Here is a 15,627-nt window from a genome sequence, read left to right on the forward strand (position 1 = left end):
AACCGCTTTCGCCCCTGCAGAGCAGTCCGTTGTTAACACCATCATGGCAGTAGGTCAAACAGCCAAATGGGGGCGCTCTTTCCACTTGACGAAGAGTCTCAATGATGTCTAAAGTAACCAACAGTTACTTTCACCTAGGGCAATCATGTCATCAAAAAGCAATACGAAAAGAGGCGGGAGACGTCCCGATCTGATCAGGGCGGCGCGTCGGTTGTTCTTCAGCCGGGGTTACGCCGGTACGACTATCGAGCAAGCGGCCCGAGCGGCGGGATTCAGCAAACGGACGGTTTATCTTTACTTCAAGAACAAGGATGACTTGTTTATTTCGGTTGCCGAAGAAGGCCTCGTAAAACTCCGCCGAAATCTGGAAACCGTCGCCGTCGCCGACCTGGGTGTCGAGCCGTCCATTGCCGCGATCATGGAAATCTACATGGATTTCGCGCACCAAAATCCTGAGTATTTCCGCATGATATTCCGCGAATGTTCGCCCGACATGGTCGCGAACGTGTCCGAGGAGTTGCGGCGGCGCCTCGAAGATCACGAGCACGCTTGCTTGAACGTCGTGGCCACGGTCGTCGATGTCGCGGTCACCGAGGGGCGCATGCCGCGCATCGACCGCTGGGAAACGGCCGTGATGTTTTGGGGTATGGCGACGGGCATTCTGTTGCTGTCACTCGCCGGCAGCCAGGCGGTGTTCGGACGAAGCACGCGCGAGGAACTGATTTCGAAAGCGATATGGATTCTCTACGCGGGCCTAAGGGAAACCGACGATTACTTTCGAGCGACGGGCAATCAGAAAACGGAACAAGCGGACAAACCCACGCGCGCCAAGCGAGGCGGGCGCAAGAAGGCGGGACGCGCATGAAGTTGGCGGAAGTTTTTCCACTCGTCGGAAGGCGGCTTTCGGACATCGACGAAATGACCGCGGAGACCGTAACCCGCTGGGCCGAGCAAGATGTCATCCCCAAGCGACTGGAGCATCGCGAGAACCGCGAGACGTTGTTGCTGCCGGCGTACCGCAGTCTGGCTGTGGACATTGGCCTGCAAACGATGATGTGGCCGGAAGAAAGCGGCGGCAGCGGTCGCAACGAGCCCGAGGTGGCCGTGGCGACGGCGGCGGTTGTGGAGCAAGCCGCGCGCGGTGACGTGGGCATCGCCTTCGTGCTGGCCCATGCTTTGGCCGTGCAAGCGATGTTGTTTGTGGGGCGGGAGGATGACGCGGCCTCATCGGAACCGTGGCGCGAAGCGTTCGGCGGCGGGCAAAGTTGCTTTGTGAGCGTGGCCCTTCCGGGACTGACGACCCACGCCGCGGCCGAAACCCTTCACGGCTTGGCGTACCCCATTATCGCCACCCGCAACGGCAGTGGTTGGACCTTATCCGGCAGCGACATTCGCGCTCAGGCCATGGCGCGGGACGCAACGCTCTTTGCCGTATGCGCGGCGGTCGAAGGGGAGCCCGCTCTGTTCCTGGTGCCCGCCGACGCCGCCGGCATCACGGTCGGCGACGAGTACAAAACCACCGGCCTGGCGATTAGTCGCGACGCCTTGGTTGATTTCAACGATGTGGTCGCGGGCGACGACGCATGCGCATTCCGTGGGCTGATGCACTGGCGGCGGTTTCAATCGTGGCTCTGCCTGGGCAGCGCGGCGGCGTGCGTGGGCGCGACGCTGGCGGGTTGGGAGATCCTCAAAGAATGGGGCGAGAGCCGCGTCATTAAAGGTAAAGGCCAAATCTTCAAAGAGAACCCGCTGGTCGCATCGTCCCTGGGGGAGATCGGCGGTGCCATCGGCACGAACCGCCTGCTGGTGTTCGATCTGGCGCGCTTGATCGCCGATGAGTACGCCAACGCCGCCGGGAACGCCTCCGGTCTTTTCGCTTCCGCCACCGCCATCGCGCAACGGGTGTGCCGGGAGAGCATGAACGTGCTGGACCGCACGATGGAACTGATGGCCTCCGCCGGTTACGCGACGGAGTGGGAACTCGAGCGTTATTGGCGCGACGTCAAAACCGTGGAAAGCCGACTCGGGCCTTGGGCCGCGGCGCGCGCGGACATGGCGCGTCACTATTTCGATTTACAGACTTTGTGAGGAACGCGTTATGCGAACCATCGACGACTTCACCCGCCCCCTCGACTACATCTCGCCGCTCGACAAGCATCTGGGAAAAATCGTGCGCGACTGGGCCGACAAACATGTCATTCCCCACCGGCGGCGCTTCGACGAGGATTGGGAGGACCACACCCTCATTGAGCCCGCTTTCAAGGCGCTCATGGCCGACTACGGCCTGCAGCGCATGCTGTTCCCCGAGGAATTCGGCGGCATGGGCATGGGGCACTCCGATTACCTGGGCACCGGCGCGTTTCGCATCTTCGAGGAAGTCGCGCGCGCCGACTCCGCCATGGCCGTGGCCTTCGGTGTCGTGTTCTGGCCGCTGGCGATGATCTGCGTCGAGCCGCACGTCAACCGCCGGCTCTGCGCCGAGTTCGCGCCGCTGTTTCAAGCCGACAAAGCGGTCTTCGCCGCCAACGCGATGACCGAGCCGCAGGGCGGGGCCGACATCGAAAACATGGACCTGTTGCGCGGCAAGACGATCCAAGCCACGGCCCGCCTCGACGGGGACGAATGGGTGATCAACGGCCATAAGTTGTGGCCCACCAACAGCGGCGGCGTGGCGGATTTGTTCGGCGTGGTTTGCACGACGAATCCCGGTTCGACCGACCCTGCGGATTTCGCCTTCATTTTTGTGCCCGCGAATATGCCCGGCGTGTCGCAGAGCAAGCCGTATCAAAAGGCGGGCATGGCGGCGGATAAAAACAGTGACATCTGGTTTGAAAACGTGCGCGTACCGAAGTGGTATCGCGCGTGCGGTCCCGGCGATGACTTCACGTACTTCAAAGAAGTCGTGTCGCTGGGCAACCTCGGCAGCTTGGCGTTCGCCGGCGGCGTCATGCTCAACGTGTACGAAATCATCCGCGACTTCTGTGAAACGCACTTCTTCCGCGGCAAGGCGCTCAAGGAAAACGACGACGTAGCGGGCGTACTCGCCGATCTCGCCGCGAACACGGAGATCATTCGCATCGTCGGCTACCAGTACGCCCGCATGCTCGACCGGCCCGACCTCTACGGTCCCCGCTGGTCGGAGGAAGTTGTGACGAAGGGTAGGGCGTACAAATACGACGCCTGCGATCGCGCGCTGGCGCAAATCGAATCGGCGATGAATCTGATGTCGCATTTCGGCTGCGAGCGGGCGCATGACATCGAAAAACACTGGCGCGATTTCAAAATCATTCAACTGTGGATGGGCGGCAAGCAATTGTGCCAGATGGAAACGGCACGGTGGTTTTACGAATGCGAGACGTTATGAACGATCAGACTAAAGAGCCGCGGCCCGGCGTCATCGACGCCACCGCCAGGGTGCTGCGCGAACTTCTGCGGACGCCGAAATACCGCGAGGCGATGCGAATTATTTTGCGCGAATTCGATCCGGAGAACGCGCCGGCGTTCGTGCGCACAGTTTGCCGCGAAGACCCAGAACTCTTTCTGGCCGGGCTGACGGCGACGCCCGCGCTTGCCAACGCCTTGATCGGTATGTGTCACGAACTGGCGGTGCTGATCGGTCAGTATCCGCCCCAACTTAGAGCGAGCTTGGTCGCAAATATCGGCGAGGAAGTGAATGCCGAACAACTCGGCGCCGCGCTCGGGTCTTGGCTTTCCCTCTGGAAAAAAGCCGCCGCGAACACCGACGTATCGCAGGCGACCGCGTCCTTCGCCGAACGTTTCAAAAACGGTTTTGCGAAAGCCGCCGCCGCCGATGGCGACCTCACGCCAAGCTTGCTCGCCGGGGCCGCGACGTTGGTTGAACGGCTGGTGGCCCATCTCGACGCAACAGCCGAGAAGGACCCCGTGGCGGTGAAGGAACACGTGGACCGTGTGGCGACGGCGATTCGCCGCCTGCCGGAAACGCATCCGAAATTCGCCGGCGAGGTTGCAGCGCCGCTCGTGGCGGCGATCCGAGACGCTCTTGCGGCGACGCAAACCGACGCGACGCAAAAGGAGACCGACGATGGAACCGGTTGACGCGCGCGGAACCGAGCCGACCGCCGAAACGACCGACCTGTCCTCGCGCGTGATGCGTGAACTATTACGCACGCCGGCGTTTCGTGAAATCGCCAAACTTGTGATGCGCGATTCCGACGCCCCGGCGAACGGCGATCTGGTCAAAACCTTGATGTGGGAGGACCCGAACCTTTCGCTCAGTGCCGCAGCAAGTGCGCCGCGCGCTGTGAACCATCTTCTTGCTTCCATCGCCGAATTGGGGCGGCAACTCCAGCAACTTCCGCCCGATCTTACTGCGGCTTTCTTGAATAACCTCGCCGCTGAATTGGAAACCGCTCGCGTCGCCGAGATCCATGAGGCGTGGGCGCCGATTGTGGAGCGCTTGCTGCGGGAACATCCGGAAATTCGCGCCGGTATGGTCCAGGCAATGATGTCGCTTACGGGCATGACGGCCGCGCTGCTGATCGGCCACTGGCGCGAAAACGGTTTGACCGAAAGCGAAGGGCTTGCCGCGGGCGAAGCGATCAACCGGCTGACGGCGGGGCTGCAAGCTCTCGGGTCGGAAGACGCCGCATTTGCCGAAGCGTGCGGGCCGGGTCTGGAAGCGGCGGTGGCGGCCATCGACTTCGGCCTGTTGCGCGAGGGCGTCGCCGGTCTGGGCGAAATGACTGACGCCTTGGCCCGCCAGGCGCTCGGCCCGGCCATCGACGATCCGGTCGTGCTGGCTAACGTCTTCGGCCTTGCACCGGTCGTCGTCAACGCCGCTCTCCGCACGTTGCGATTCGTGGTCGAGCGAATCGACTTGCCGGACGAAGTGCTTGCCAGTTCGGTCTTCAACCTCTTGCTGCAGGTGGATCAAGCGGAACTCGGCGGTCTGATTTCAGCCACGGCCGGACGGTTGAACCAACTGCACGCCGGTAGCAGCGTGCTCGGCGGCGGCGAGCCGCATCTGCGCTCGGTCTGTCGCGATATCGTAGACGGCGTCGCGGCGGAATGCGCCGCGGAGGACATGGCGGCGGCAGTAACCGCGCTCAGCGAAGATCTCTCACTCATTGCTGAAGTAGTGACCGAGCGCGCGTTGCATGGGTCCGAAGCTGTGTCGGCGAGCGCGGAGGCGGCAGCGGCCATCGTGAACGCTGCGATCAAGACAACATGCTACGGCGTTGCGGCGATTGGCACGTTGCCGCCGGAAGACTTCGACCGCTTCATGACGACGTGCGAAGAGCGCGTCGATGGAGCGGAAGCGGCACGACTGGTCAACGCGCTCGCGGCGGTGGCCGAACGCCTAGGCGAATCACCGTCGAAGGCGACGCGGGAATTCCTCGCGGGCGTGGACAAGGAGCAAGCGGGCCGCGCGTTCCAGGGAGCGGCTCGCCGTTTTTGGGTGGCGGCGCAGGCGGATTCCGACGTGCGTCTTGAAACACAACCGGAGAGGCTGGGCGCCCGGGTCAACGAGTGGCTGGTGCGCTTCAACCGCGCCATGGACGAGAATCCGCAGGGCTGGCGCGACTGGCTGCGGCGCTTTTTCGACGCCGTGGACACGCGGGAGTTGGCGCGTGCGTGGCGTCACGCGGTCGGCGGTTTCATGCGGGCGCTTTTCGGCAGCGGAGAGCGCTTTGCCGCAATCGTGAAACCGGTGCTGGGTGCCGTGTGGCACGGCGCCGTGGCGTGGGCGCTGCGGCCGTTTCGACGGACGCGGAAGGCCGAACGAGGTGAAAATAAATGATGCAGGAATTGTTCGAACGAGTGCGCGGTCTCGACCTCGATCGCGCCGCACAATGGAAAGCGGCGGGCGGCAAGGTCGTCGGCTACACGTGCGTTTTCACGCCCGTGGAAATCATCGAGGCTGCCGGGTTGCTGCCGTTTCGTATTCGCGGCGCGGGCAACGCGGAAACGGAAATGGCCGACGCCCGCCTGTCGCGGTTCAATTGCAGTTTCTGCCGTTCCTGCCTGCAACTCGGCCTCGACGGCACCTTCGATTTTCTGGATGGACTGATCGAGACCAACGGCTGCGACCAGCTTCGCGGCATGTTCGAGAACTGGCAGTACGCGCGGCCCGTCGATTTCTTTCACTACCTGAAGGGGCCGCATTTTCTCGCGCCGGAATCCGTGGATTACTTTGCGAATGAACTGCGCCTTTTCGCCGAAGCCTTGGACGATTATTTCGGTGTTAAAACGACGGACGCCGACCTGGCCGCGGCGACTGCGATCCAAGCCCGCATCCGCGAAAAGCTCGCCCTCGTTTACGGGTTGCGGGAAGCGGAGCGACCGGCGATCACCGGCACCGAAACCTTGGCGCTCATCCTGGCCGGATCGGCCGTGCCAGCGAAGGAATTCGAGGAACTTCTTGACGACGTGTTGAAGCAGCGGACCGGTCATGACATCGGCTCGTTCAAAGCGCGCATTTTGCTTGGCGGCTCGGCGACGGACGAGGTGGAATTCGTCGGGATGATCGAAGAAATGGGCGGCGCGGTCGTGACCGACACGCTTTGCTTCGGCACGCGGGCGTTTTGGCCGCGGCGGGATGTTGTCGACGACGAGCCCTACCGCGCGCTGGCCGAACTCTACCTGCGACAATCCATGTGCCCGCGTATGTACGACCAATTTCCGGACCGACTCACGTATCTCTTGACCGCCGCCGAACGGGCGCGAGTCGACGGCGTCATCCTGGTGCACAACAAATTCTGCGACGTGCATGGCATCGACAACGCGTTGCTGAGGTTGCGTTTGCGGGAAAAGGAAATGCCGGTGTTGTGTCTCGAAAAAGAGTACGGCGGACTGGCGGACCTCGGGCGTATGCGCACTCGCGTTCAGGCCTTTCTGGAGCGGATTGGGGAGCGGCCATGACCTTGACCAAACAAACCGGACTGATCGACCGCATTAGCGGATTGCTGAGCCTGATCCCGCGGATGCCCAAAAACATCAGCGAGGAGTCGACGGCGGGCTTGCTCGAGTTGTTACCGCCTGAGGCGCGTCACTCGCTCGCGGCATTCTTTCAACCCCACGTGCGGCTGGCCGGCCTCACCTTTCTCGACATGCTCTCGGAGTGGTTGAGCAATGCCCAGGGTGCTGCCGCCGAGGGTAAGAAAGTGGTTCTCGTGCCGTTCAATTTTCCGCCCGAGTTGATCACCGCTTTCGACAACGCGTACCCCATCACTACCGAAGTGCTCACGACCTTGGCGGCGGCGGGCTTGCAGGGCGGCGGCGAGCGGTATTGGGAAGTGATGATGGCGCTTGGCCTGCCCGATCACATTTGCTCGTCCAATAGTATCGAACTGGGCTCGATGTTGGCGGGCGAGGATCTGATGGCGCAGGCGATTGTCTCGGCCGCGCCCGGCGCGTGCGACGCGAACTCAAAAATTCACGAATTCGCCTCGCATTACTTGGGCATCCCGCAATTTATTATCGAAAAACCGGTTGACGAGTCCGAGGCCGGGCACCGGCAGTACGAAATCTACTTTGGCGGCTTGATTCGGCAACTCGAGGAGTTTCTCGGTGAAGAGTTGACCGAAGAGAAACTGCGGTACGTCCTATCGCGCGCCAATCGCTGCGCCGAGCTGTACTGGGAACTCTGGGAGTTGCACAAACCGAATCCGTGCCCCGTTCCCAATTTGTATTCGCTGATGCTGGCCGGCACGCGCTTCAGCATGTGGGGCACCGACACGGGCGTGAAAATGATGGAGTGCCTGGTCGAAACGACGCGGCGGCGTTTGAAGGAAGATACCTTGCGGCCGCAAAAAGCGCGCGTGTTGTGGGCCTATACCAGTTACTACTTCGACCTAACGGGCCTGTACACGTGGATGGAGGAAAAGCAGTACGTCCACCTGATGGATGCGCTCGACCTCAGCATGCCGCAACCCATCGATTTAACCTCACGCGAAACGATGATCCGGGGGCTGATCGAAGCCTGTTGGAACTACCCCATGAACCGCCAGATGGGCGCGCCGTCGATGTCGCGCGCGTGGATCGAGGACATGATTTACGCCGCGCGCGAAATGCGGGCGGATTGCGTCGTCTACTGCGGTCACGATGCCTGCAAGCAGACCTGGAGCGTCGTGTCCATCCTGCGTGAAGAGCTAATGCGCCGCGCCGGCATCCCCACGTTGATCCTGCACGGCGACTCCTGGATGAAAACCACCACACCCATCACCGTGATTCAACAAGAGTTGACCGAGTTCATCGAAAACGTGGTCGTGCCCAAAGACCAACGGGCGCGGAAAACCAAACGGCGCCTGCCGCGGCCGGCCGATTCGCCGCCTGCGCCGGGTAAGGAGTAGCAGCTTGTATTTCGTTGGCATCGACGTGGGCTCGCTGACCGCCGAGGCCGTATTGGTGTGCGACGACCGCCTGATCGGGCACTCCCGAATCGGCGTGCGACCGCATCCGGTGGCTTCCGCCCGCGAGGTTTGTGAAACCTTGTTTCAGCAGAACGGCGTGCGACTCGAACAGGTCGATTTTGCTGTCAGCACGGGATACGGACGCGAACAAGTGCAGGCCGCCGGGATGGCCGGCGATAACATCAGCGAAATATCCTGCCACGCATTCGGCGCGCACTGCCTCGTGCCCGAGGTGCGAACGGTTGTTGACATCGGTGGTCAGGACGCCAAGGCGATTCGCGTCGGTCCCGCCGGCGAACTCGAGGATTTCGTCATGAACGACAAGTGCGCAGCCGGCACCGGGCACTTTCTGGAATTAATGAGCCGCGCGCTGGATGTGCCGCTCGAGGAATTGGGCCCCCTGGGCATGCGGGCCCGGCGACCCGCCGAGATGAGCAGCCGGTGCAGCATCTTCGTCGAGACGGAGGTGATTCACTATCTGCAGCGCGGCGTCGCGCGCGAGGATGTCGCGGCTGGCATCAACCAAGCCATGGCCGGACGTGTTGCGTCGCTGGTCAAACGCATCAAGCCGCAACCGGCCTTAGTGATGACCGGCGGCGTCGCCAAAAACATCGGCGTGCGCACGGAGATTGAACGGCGGCTCCGCTTGCGCGTCACGACGCTGAAATTGGATCCCCAACTGGTCGGCGCATACGGCGCGGCGATGCTGGCCCGCCGAGCGTGGAGCGAACGATGATTACCGTGGGCGTTGATGTCGGCAGTTTGATGACCAAAGTCGTCGTGATGGAGGACGATACCCTTCGCGCGGGCCGGATCATTCCGACCGTGGGTAACATCGCCGCGCAGTTGCCGGAATTCATCGAGCAAACCATCGCTGCGGCGAAAGTGGCCCCTGGCGATGTCGCGTACGTGGCGGCGACCGGCAGCGGGGCGGGGCTGGTCGAGCAGGCGGCGTTTACCGAAGACGAAGTGATTTGCGCCGGTGTCGCTGTGGGCTTTTTCGCGCCGCGCGCGCGATTTTTCCTGCACGCCGGCGGGCAAAGCATTGCCGCGATCCGGATGGACGACGAGGGTGACGTCGCCGATTTCGTGCGTAACGACAAGTGCGCCTCGGGCTCAGGGCGCTTTATCGAAATGATGAGCCGCAAGTTGGAAGTGCCGGTGGAGGAAATCGATGCGCTTTGCGCCACGTCGACGCAGCCGCTGGCCATCAGCAATCAGTGCGGCGTGTTTGCCGAAAGCGAGGTGATCGGGCACGCCAACGACGGGCGGGCGACGGCGGACATACTCGCCGGTGTTTGCCAGTCCGTGGCGAATATTCTGGCTGCACAGGCGCGACGTTTTCGCGGCGGCGGCGCGTTCACTTTTACCGGCGGCGTGGCGCGATTCGCGACCGTCGTCGACCGCGTTGCCGCGAAACTGGAAGGCGAGCGATTACCTTGCGGCTTCGATCCGGTGTTTGCGGCGGCGATCGGCGCGGCGTTGCTCACCGAGACGGATTGAAATGAGCTTGTTTGACGATCCCATCCAAGAAGTCCTCGCGTTTGTTGAAGAGGCGCGCGAACGGGGCGCGCTGCACGAGTCGGCAAGCGATTCGGCGCGGCCCTGGCCGGCGCGGCGCACGCTGGTGCTTCAAGATGACACCCGCTTCGAGTTGGGCAAACCTTCCGCCGAGTCGGTGTTTGCACTGATGTGGAGCGAGCGCCTGCCCATCGGACACAACCGCGTGTGGCGGGTCGGCCCCGAACTACGCGACCTGCCGCCCAGCGGCGCCGGTTTCGCTTTGATCCCCCTGGCGCTTGTGGAGCCGGCTACGTCCACTATCGAACTGTTCACCAACCTGCGCGACGCGTTTCACCGCCTCGAACTCGACGGATTGATGGTGCGGGTCCTGCCGGGCCAGCAGACGATTTGGTGCCGCGTGCATCGCGATGCGAATCTGGATGAATGCGGCTTTCATGCATGGGGCGCAGCGCTTATCCAGCAGTTGAGCGCGGTCCCGGGCGTGCGTGGCGTGGACGTCTTGTTCGTGAGCGATGATCCGCCGTCGCTGTCATGCTTGGCGGCACCGGCGCGTCGGGCCGGTCGCATCGGCGGGGCGATCCTAAAACTGGCGAGCGAACCCATCATGGAATGTGACGGCTGCGAGTTCGCCGATCTGTGCCGGAGCGTCGCGGAACTCAAACGCATTCGGGCGGCCGGATTGAAAAGGGAAGCGCATGGCTGAGCGGGTAATCGCCGTTTGCGGCAAGGGGGGCGTTGGGAAAACCACGATCAGCGCGCTGCTGGGCCGCCACCTAGCCGGCAAGTCTCAAAAAGTATTGTTGGTCGACGCCGACCATGCCGGCGGCCTGAGCATGGCGTTGAACTTCGCTTCCAAACGCACCATCGACGACCTCCGCCGGCGCGCCATAACCGCGGCCCGCGAAGGTGGGGCCGACCGCACGGAATTGGCGCTGTCTCTGGATTTCCTGCTGGCTGAAGCCCTCGCCGAAAAGGGCAATCTGGCGTTTTTGGCCATCGGCCGGCCGGAAGATCCGGGCTGCTTTTGTTCGGTCAACCGCTTGCTGCGCGACGCGATCGAGTTGCTGGCCGACTCCTTCGATATCATCGTGATCGACGCCGAGGCGGGGATCGAACAGGTGAACCGGCAAGTGATGCGGCGCCTGGACGACCTCGTGCTGGTTTCGGATTCATCGATGAAGTCCTTGCGCGTGGCGGAGTCCATTTTCGAGTTGGCGGGCACGATTAGCGACGGCGTGCGAGCGCATTTGGTCATAAATCGACTGCGATCGGCGGCCGAATTTCAAGAAACGGCGGCTAAAACCGACCTCCCGGCCGTCGCTTTTATCCCGGATGACGAGACGATTCGCCGCTACGATGCCGACATGCTCACCTTCCTCGACATGCCGAATTGCCTCGCGACCAAGTCGTTAGCCTCGCTGATTTCCGCTTTGGATTTGTGATGTATTTCCGCGAGCGCTATGGACGCGCGGTGCACTTTCAATTAAAAATGTGTTAGGGCTTGGCTTGTGAAGTCGGCGGCTCGGACGCCGACACGGTAAACATAAGGGGCTTTTCCCGTCATCGAATAAATGAGTCCGCGAAGGATTTTGGAAGCGAACGCGATGCGCTGGCGTCATTGCGGCATAACCGGGGAGATACACATGAAACGCATATTGGTAATCGTGCTGGTGTCACTGGCTTTGTTTGGCGGTGCGACCGCCGTACACGCCGGGTTGATTTTCGTCCCGACGACCTACGGCCTATCGGCTCGCTCCGTCGGGCTCGGTAATGCCATGACGGCCGTGGGTGACGACTATTCGGCGACGTTCTTCAACCCAGCGGCATTGGGTGCTCTGACCACCAACCAAATCGACCTCGGGTATATGTACGCGGCGCCGAAATTGACTGGCGGGCCCAGTGGAAATGAAGACGCCGTCGATTTCGATACGGCCAACAAGCTGACGTTGATTGGTTTCACGATGAACCTCTCGACGCTGTTTGAAAACGAGCACGGTCTGGGCCTCGGCTTCGATATCGCCATCGACGACAATCTCAAGTCGTTCATGGCTTTTGAGGAAAAGCGCAGCGACGACGGCCAGTTTATGCGCTACGGCTTGACCAGCGTCACGATGACCACCGGTCTGGGTGTGGAGATCATTCCGCAACTCTATATCGGGGCGGGCGGCTTTGTGATGGTCAAGGGCGAAAATCAGTTGGTTGCCGAGACGGATATGGCGGGTAACACCAAGGAAGAACAAATCCAAGTCAACGCCGAGCCCGTGATCGCGCCGATCATCAGCCTGTACGCGCCGGTGCATCCGATCGTCACGATCGGCGTGGCGTATCGGGGCAAAGGCTTGGCGCAGTTTGACAGCATTGACGCGGCCACCTAGGCGCTGGTCAGCGAATCGCCGCTGACGGACCTCAACCTCTTGATGGCCTTCAAGGATACCTACGTGCCGCAGCAAGTGGCGCTCGGCGTCAGCCTCATGCCGATCGAGCAACTCATGATCGCGCTCGACGTCACGTGGGCCAATTGGGCCGATTACGAGGATGAAGTCTCCGAGGACGACGTCGTCAAAGACGAAAGCGGATTCGGAACGAAGGACCTGGTGATTCCGCGCTTGGGTTTGGAGTACTCGCCGTTGGACAACCTTCAGTTGCGCTTCGGGTATTTCTGGGAAGATACGCCCTTTGACGATCCCGGCATGGGAAACACCGTCGTGTTGGATAACGCAAAGCACGCCTTCAGCCTCGGCGTCGGACACGACATGACCTACGTGCCGGCGTTTAACCACGCGCCGACAATCGGCGTTTCCTACTTCCATCATTACCTCGTGCCGCGCACCGTGGATTCGGGCGATGACCGCGAATTCGAAAGCAGCGGCAACATTAACGGTGTCGTCGGCACCCTGACGCTGAAATTCTAGGGCAGAGGAGCGACATCATGAAACGATTGCTACTACTCTTCCTCGGCGCGGCGTTGCTTCTCGCGTTGGTGGTCGGGTGTGGGGACGAACGCGAACCGTTGGAACCCGCACCGGCTGACTCTAGCTTCCGCATGCTCATGAGCAATCCGCATCAGGGGCAGTTCAACCTGCCGCTGACCAGCCAGCTTGTGGTTTACATGTCCGCTGAAGTCGACCCGGCTTCCATCGTCAACCGCGTGTTTTTGGCCAACGAAGACGGATTCCGTCCGGCGATCGAAGTCGAGGTCTACTTGGCGTCGATCATCATCACGTCGGTGTCGCACTGGCCGGAACGGACGGACTACACGATCACCCTGAAACCGGGAATTCGCAGCCGGGCGGGCGACGTGTTGAAAGAAGAGCGGACGATTCAATTTCAAACCGGGTTGCGGCGGCCGAAGGCGGCCGAGCGGCTCAACGTCGTGCGGACCGTGCCCGGCGAGGACGATCCGTGTTGGGACTTCCACACGTTTCGCGTCTTTTTCAACGAGCCGGTAGACCGCGATTCCGTGGAGTACGGAAAGTCGTTTCTGTTCATCCACGTTGCTAGCGGCGATCCTGTACCGGGCAACCTGTTTGCCCGCGCGGGGCAGCTCGTGTTCGATCCCGACGAAGATTTGACCGCCGGGGAGACCTACCAGCTCACCGTGACGCAGGAAATGTTCGACGCCAACGGTGACAATTTGGCGGTCCCGTTTCACGCGCAGTTCGTGCCGCTCTCGACCGGTGAGCATACGCTGCTGGCCATGGACAAATGTCCGACGGCCGTGCCGGGATTCGGCTTTTGCGACGCGCTGCCGGACGACGGCGCGTACCCCAAGAGCCAGATCATCCCGTACCCCATGAATTCGATGTACACCAAGTCGGTGTTTCTCGGCGTGACGAACATGCTGATCGGCGGCCGGCTGTGGAATGAGTTTGGCGACGCGAAGCTGTCGCCCGATCGCATCCCCTTCGTCGTGCGCAAGGGACAGAAGCTGATCGGCAAGCCGCTGCAATACAAGGTCGGCGGCGTCATCCCCTCGGGCATTTTGACCGGGGAAATTCAAATCACGCTTCTTACCGACGCCGTGGGTGAAATGCTGGGTTCCGAATTCGTGCACGGCGAGGCGGGACTGCCCGCGACGATTACGCTTTTTCTCGACGCGGCGATGACCTTGGAAAACACAACGGCCAACTCGCTGCTGCCGCAGCCCTTGCTCGGTACCAAGCTCGTCGGCGTGGCGTCGGTGGATCTCATCGACCCGGAATCCGGATACGAGGCGATGAAAATCGAATTGGTCGGCTATTCGGAGTTGAACCTGGGTAACGAGCGCATGCCCGTGGCGATGGCGCTGCAAATGGTGCCGCCGCCGACGTTGCCGGAGCAGGAATTCGACACGACGCCGCCGTTTGTTACCGCCGTTTCGCCCGTGGATATGGTGATCGACGACATCGACATTTCAGATGTCGTGGATACCCGCATGGCGGGCGAAAAAATCATCGTTTACTTCTCCGAGCCGCTGGATCCCGACACGGTCCGCGACAACATCTACGTGCTCGGACCGGAGGGGCGCGTGTCGGTCAAGTACGATCTCTACCAACCCAAAATGTTCCTCATCCCCGACTATCCGCTGGAACCGGACACGACGTATCAAATCATCGTGGAGCCCGGAATCGAGGATATCGTCGGCAACAAACTGGCGACGGGGAGCACCTACTCGTTCACAACGATGCCATTGCAGTCTTCGCCGGTGGACCCGCCCGTTGTGCTGGCCGCCGTGCCGGAACTGCGGCCGAACAGTACGATGGCGAGCAATTTTCTGCCGGAATTCTACTTCTCGCAGATTATCGATCTCGATTCGCTGGTCTACGGAGACGCGTACGGTCTCTACGACATGACCGAGGGCGGCGAGTTGATTCCCGGCACGCACGTTAGTTATTCGGTGTTCTTCGACTTCGTGCCCGATAGCGAATTGATCGTCGGCCATCATTATCGCTGGGTGATTACCGAGGGCGCTACGAACCTCGACGGCGTCGCGCTGGATACCGACATGGACCGGGAGCCCGGCGGGCCGCCTATCGAAATCGATTTCGTGGTTACGCCGTACTCGCCCTTCAGCCAAACCGTGTTCATGACCTATCCCTACGCCGACACCAATGCCAACGGGTACTTGGACCCGGAGGAAACGCCGACCAAGACCAATACGATGATCATGGACTCGCCGCTCATCAAAGACCCCGCTTATGTGTTGGGCTTCTTCCCGATCAACGTACACGGCTTGGTGTACGGGGAACAAAATGAAGCGCGGCTGCCGGTGAACGTGGCGCCGAACGGCTACCAATTCGCAACCAGCATTTCGGTCAGCCTCGGTGGCAAAACCGATCCGCCGGGATTGCTGGATATGGGCCGTATGCTGATTCAATTGCAGCCGGGCTCCGCCACCGATATCATTCGTGGTGAAGACGGCAAGCTGGCCAGCGACACGGACATCATTATGTCGTTCAATGTCGAAAACAGCCTGCTGAACTCGTTCCTCGTGCACGACATGTTCCTGCAGATTCCCAGCGTCGTGCGCTACAGCCAGGACGGGCGCATGATAACCGTCATTCGCGGCCAAACCATGGCGGGCATGGTCATTCCCGTGCTCGGTGTCATGGACATCCCGGTCGCGGTTGATTTGGTTAGCTCTACAGTGCCGACGACGCGCGGCTTCTAACGACCGCGCTTCTTGAGCTTTTGGCGGCAACCCCTGCGGGTTGCCGTTTTCTTTATCAGC

At 61.4% G+C, this 15,627-nt stretch carries 14 protein-coding genes; all 14 read left to right on the forward strand.

From position 1 onward, the window contains the following. Positions 1 to 145: 145 nt before the first annotated feature. The 14 genes from P9L99_16690 (at position 146) to P9L99_16755 (ending at position 15,567) form a co-directional block, all read left to right on the forward strand. Positions 146 to 865, forward strand: a complete 720-nt coding sequence (locus tag P9L99_16690; GenBank protein ID MDP8224999.1) for a TetR/AcrR family transcriptional regulator — start codon at positions 146 to 148, stop codon at positions 863 to 865. Further along, positions 862 to 2,088, forward strand: a complete 1,227-nt coding sequence (locus P9L99_16695) for an acyl-CoA dehydrogenase family protein (protein ID MDP8225000.1) — start codon at positions 862 to 864, stop codon at positions 2,086 to 2,088. Before P9L99_16690 ends, P9L99_16695 begins: the two co-directional genes overlap by 4 nt. Positions 2,089 to 2,098: 10 nt before the next feature. Beyond that, the gene (locus P9L99_16700) at positions 2,099 to 3,364 is read left to right on the forward strand and encodes an acyl-CoA dehydrogenase family protein (GenBank protein MDP8225001.1); all 1,266 of its coding nucleotides are present in this window, start codon (positions 2,099 to 2,101) and stop codon (positions 3,362 to 3,364) included. Beyond that, positions 3,361 to 4,077 carry a hypothetical protein gene (locus tag P9L99_16705; protein MDP8225002.1) on the forward strand — a complete coding sequence of 239 codons (717 nt, stop codon included), beginning with the start codon at positions 3,361 to 3,363 and terminating at the stop codon, positions 4,075 to 4,077. The genes P9L99_16700 and P9L99_16705 overlap by 4 nt, the downstream gene beginning before the upstream one ends. Continuing rightward, positions 4,064 to 5,782: a hypothetical protein gene (locus P9L99_16710; protein ID MDP8225003.1), complete on the forward strand. Its 1,719-nt coding sequence runs from the start codon at positions 4,064 to 4,066 to the stop codon at positions 5,780 to 5,782. The genes P9L99_16705 and P9L99_16710 overlap by 14 nt, the downstream gene beginning before the upstream one ends. Next, positions 5,779 to 6,903, forward strand: coding sequence for a 2-hydroxyacyl-CoA dehydratase family protein (locus tag P9L99_16715; protein ID MDP8225004.1), 1,125 nt, complete (start codon positions 5,779 to 5,781; stop codon positions 6,901 to 6,903). Before P9L99_16710 ends, P9L99_16715 begins: the two co-directional genes overlap by 4 nt. Further along, entirely contained in the window at positions 6,900 to 8,333 is a 1,434-nt protein-coding gene (locus P9L99_16720; GenBank protein MDP8225005.1) for a 2-hydroxyacyl-CoA dehydratase family protein, read from the forward strand. The genes P9L99_16715 and P9L99_16720 overlap by 4 nt, the downstream gene beginning before the upstream one ends. Positions 8,334 to 8,337: 4 nt before the next feature. After that, entirely contained in the window at positions 8,338 to 9,129 is a 792-nt protein-coding gene (locus tag P9L99_16725; GenBank protein ID MDP8225006.1) for an acyl-CoA dehydratase activase, read from the forward strand. Continuing rightward, positions 9,126 to 9,896 (forward strand): acyl-CoA dehydratase activase, encoded by a 771-nt coding sequence (locus P9L99_16730; GenBank protein ID MDP8225007.1) that lies wholly within the window; start codon positions 9,126 to 9,128, stop codon positions 9,894 to 9,896. The genes P9L99_16725 and P9L99_16730 overlap by 4 nt, the downstream gene beginning before the upstream one ends. Before the next feature lies 1 nt (position 9,897). Continuing rightward, positions 9,898 to 10,620: a hypothetical protein gene (locus tag P9L99_16735; GenBank protein MDP8225008.1), complete on the forward strand. Its 723-nt coding sequence runs from the start codon at positions 9,898 to 9,900 to the stop codon at positions 10,618 to 10,620. Then, positions 10,613 to 11,359, forward strand: coding sequence for an AAA family ATPase (locus P9L99_16740; protein ID MDP8225009.1), 747 nt, complete (start codon positions 10,613 to 10,615; stop codon positions 11,357 to 11,359). Before P9L99_16735 ends, P9L99_16740 begins: the two co-directional genes overlap by 8 nt. Before the next feature lie 201 nt (positions 11,360 to 11,560). Further along, positions 11,561 to 12,292 carry a hypothetical protein gene (locus tag P9L99_16745; GenBank protein ID MDP8225010.1) on the forward strand — a complete coding sequence of 244 codons (732 nt, stop codon included), beginning with the start codon at positions 11,561 to 11,563 and terminating at the stop codon, positions 12,290 to 12,292. Between the two features lie 42 nt (positions 12,293 to 12,334). Continuing rightward, entirely contained in the window at positions 12,335 to 12,829 is a 495-nt protein-coding gene (locus P9L99_16750; protein MDP8225011.1) for a hypothetical protein, read from the forward strand. 17 nt (positions 12,830 to 12,846) lie between these two features. After that, the gene (locus P9L99_16755; protein MDP8225012.1) at positions 12,847 to 15,567 is read left to right on the forward strand and encodes an Ig-like domain-containing protein; all 2,721 of its coding nucleotides are present in this window, start codon (positions 12,847 to 12,849) and stop codon (positions 15,565 to 15,567) included. Positions 15,568 to 15,627 lie beyond the last annotated feature (60 nt).

Source organism: Candidatus Lernaella stagnicola (genome assembly GCA_030765525.1).
Taxonomy (GTDB): Bacteria; Lernaellota; Lernaellaia; order Lernaellales; family Lernaellaceae; genus Lernaella; species Lernaella stagnicola.

Coding starts and splice junctions, on each gene's coding strand:
- P9L99_16690 (MDP8224999.1), top strand. CDS start 146: ATGTCATCAAAAAGCAATACGAAAAGAGGCGGGAGACGTCCCGATCTG.
- P9L99_16695 (MDP8225000.1), top strand. CDS start 862: ATGAAGTTGGCGGAAGTTTTTCCACTCGTCGGAAGGCGGCTTTCGGAC.
- P9L99_16700 (MDP8225001.1), top strand. CDS start 2,099: ATGCGAACCATCGACGACTTCACCCGCCCCCTCGACTACATCTCGCCG.
- P9L99_16705 (MDP8225002.1), top strand. CDS start 3,361: ATGAACGATCAGACTAAAGAGCCGCGGCCCGGCGTCATCGACGCCACC.
- P9L99_16710 (MDP8225003.1), top strand. CDS start 4,064: ATGGAACCGGTTGACGCGCGCGGAACCGAGCCGACCGCCGAAACGACC.
- P9L99_16715 (MDP8225004.1), top strand. CDS start 5,779: ATGATGCAGGAATTGTTCGAACGAGTGCGCGGTCTCGACCTCGATCGC.
- P9L99_16720 (MDP8225005.1), top strand. CDS start 6,900: ATGACCTTGACCAAACAAACCGGACTGATCGACCGCATTAGCGGATTG.
- P9L99_16730 (MDP8225007.1), top strand. CDS start 9,126: ATGATTACCGTGGGCGTTGATGTCGGCAGTTTGATGACCAAAGTCGTC.
- P9L99_16735 (MDP8225008.1), top strand. CDS start 9,898: ATGAGCTTGTTTGACGATCCCATCCAAGAAGTCCTCGCGTTTGTTGAA.
- P9L99_16740 (MDP8225009.1), top strand. CDS start 10,613: ATGGCTGAGCGGGTAATCGCCGTTTGCGGCAAGGGGGGCGTTGGGAAA.
- P9L99_16745 (MDP8225010.1), top strand. CDS start 11,561: ATGAAACGCATATTGGTAATCGTGCTGGTGTCACTGGCTTTGTTTGGC.
- P9L99_16750 (MDP8225011.1), top strand. CDS start 12,335: ATGGCCTTCAAGGATACCTACGTGCCGCAGCAAGTGGCGCTCGGCGTC.
- P9L99_16755 (MDP8225012.1), top strand. CDS start 12,847: ATGAAACGATTGCTACTACTCTTCCTCGGCGCGGCGTTGCTTCTCGCG.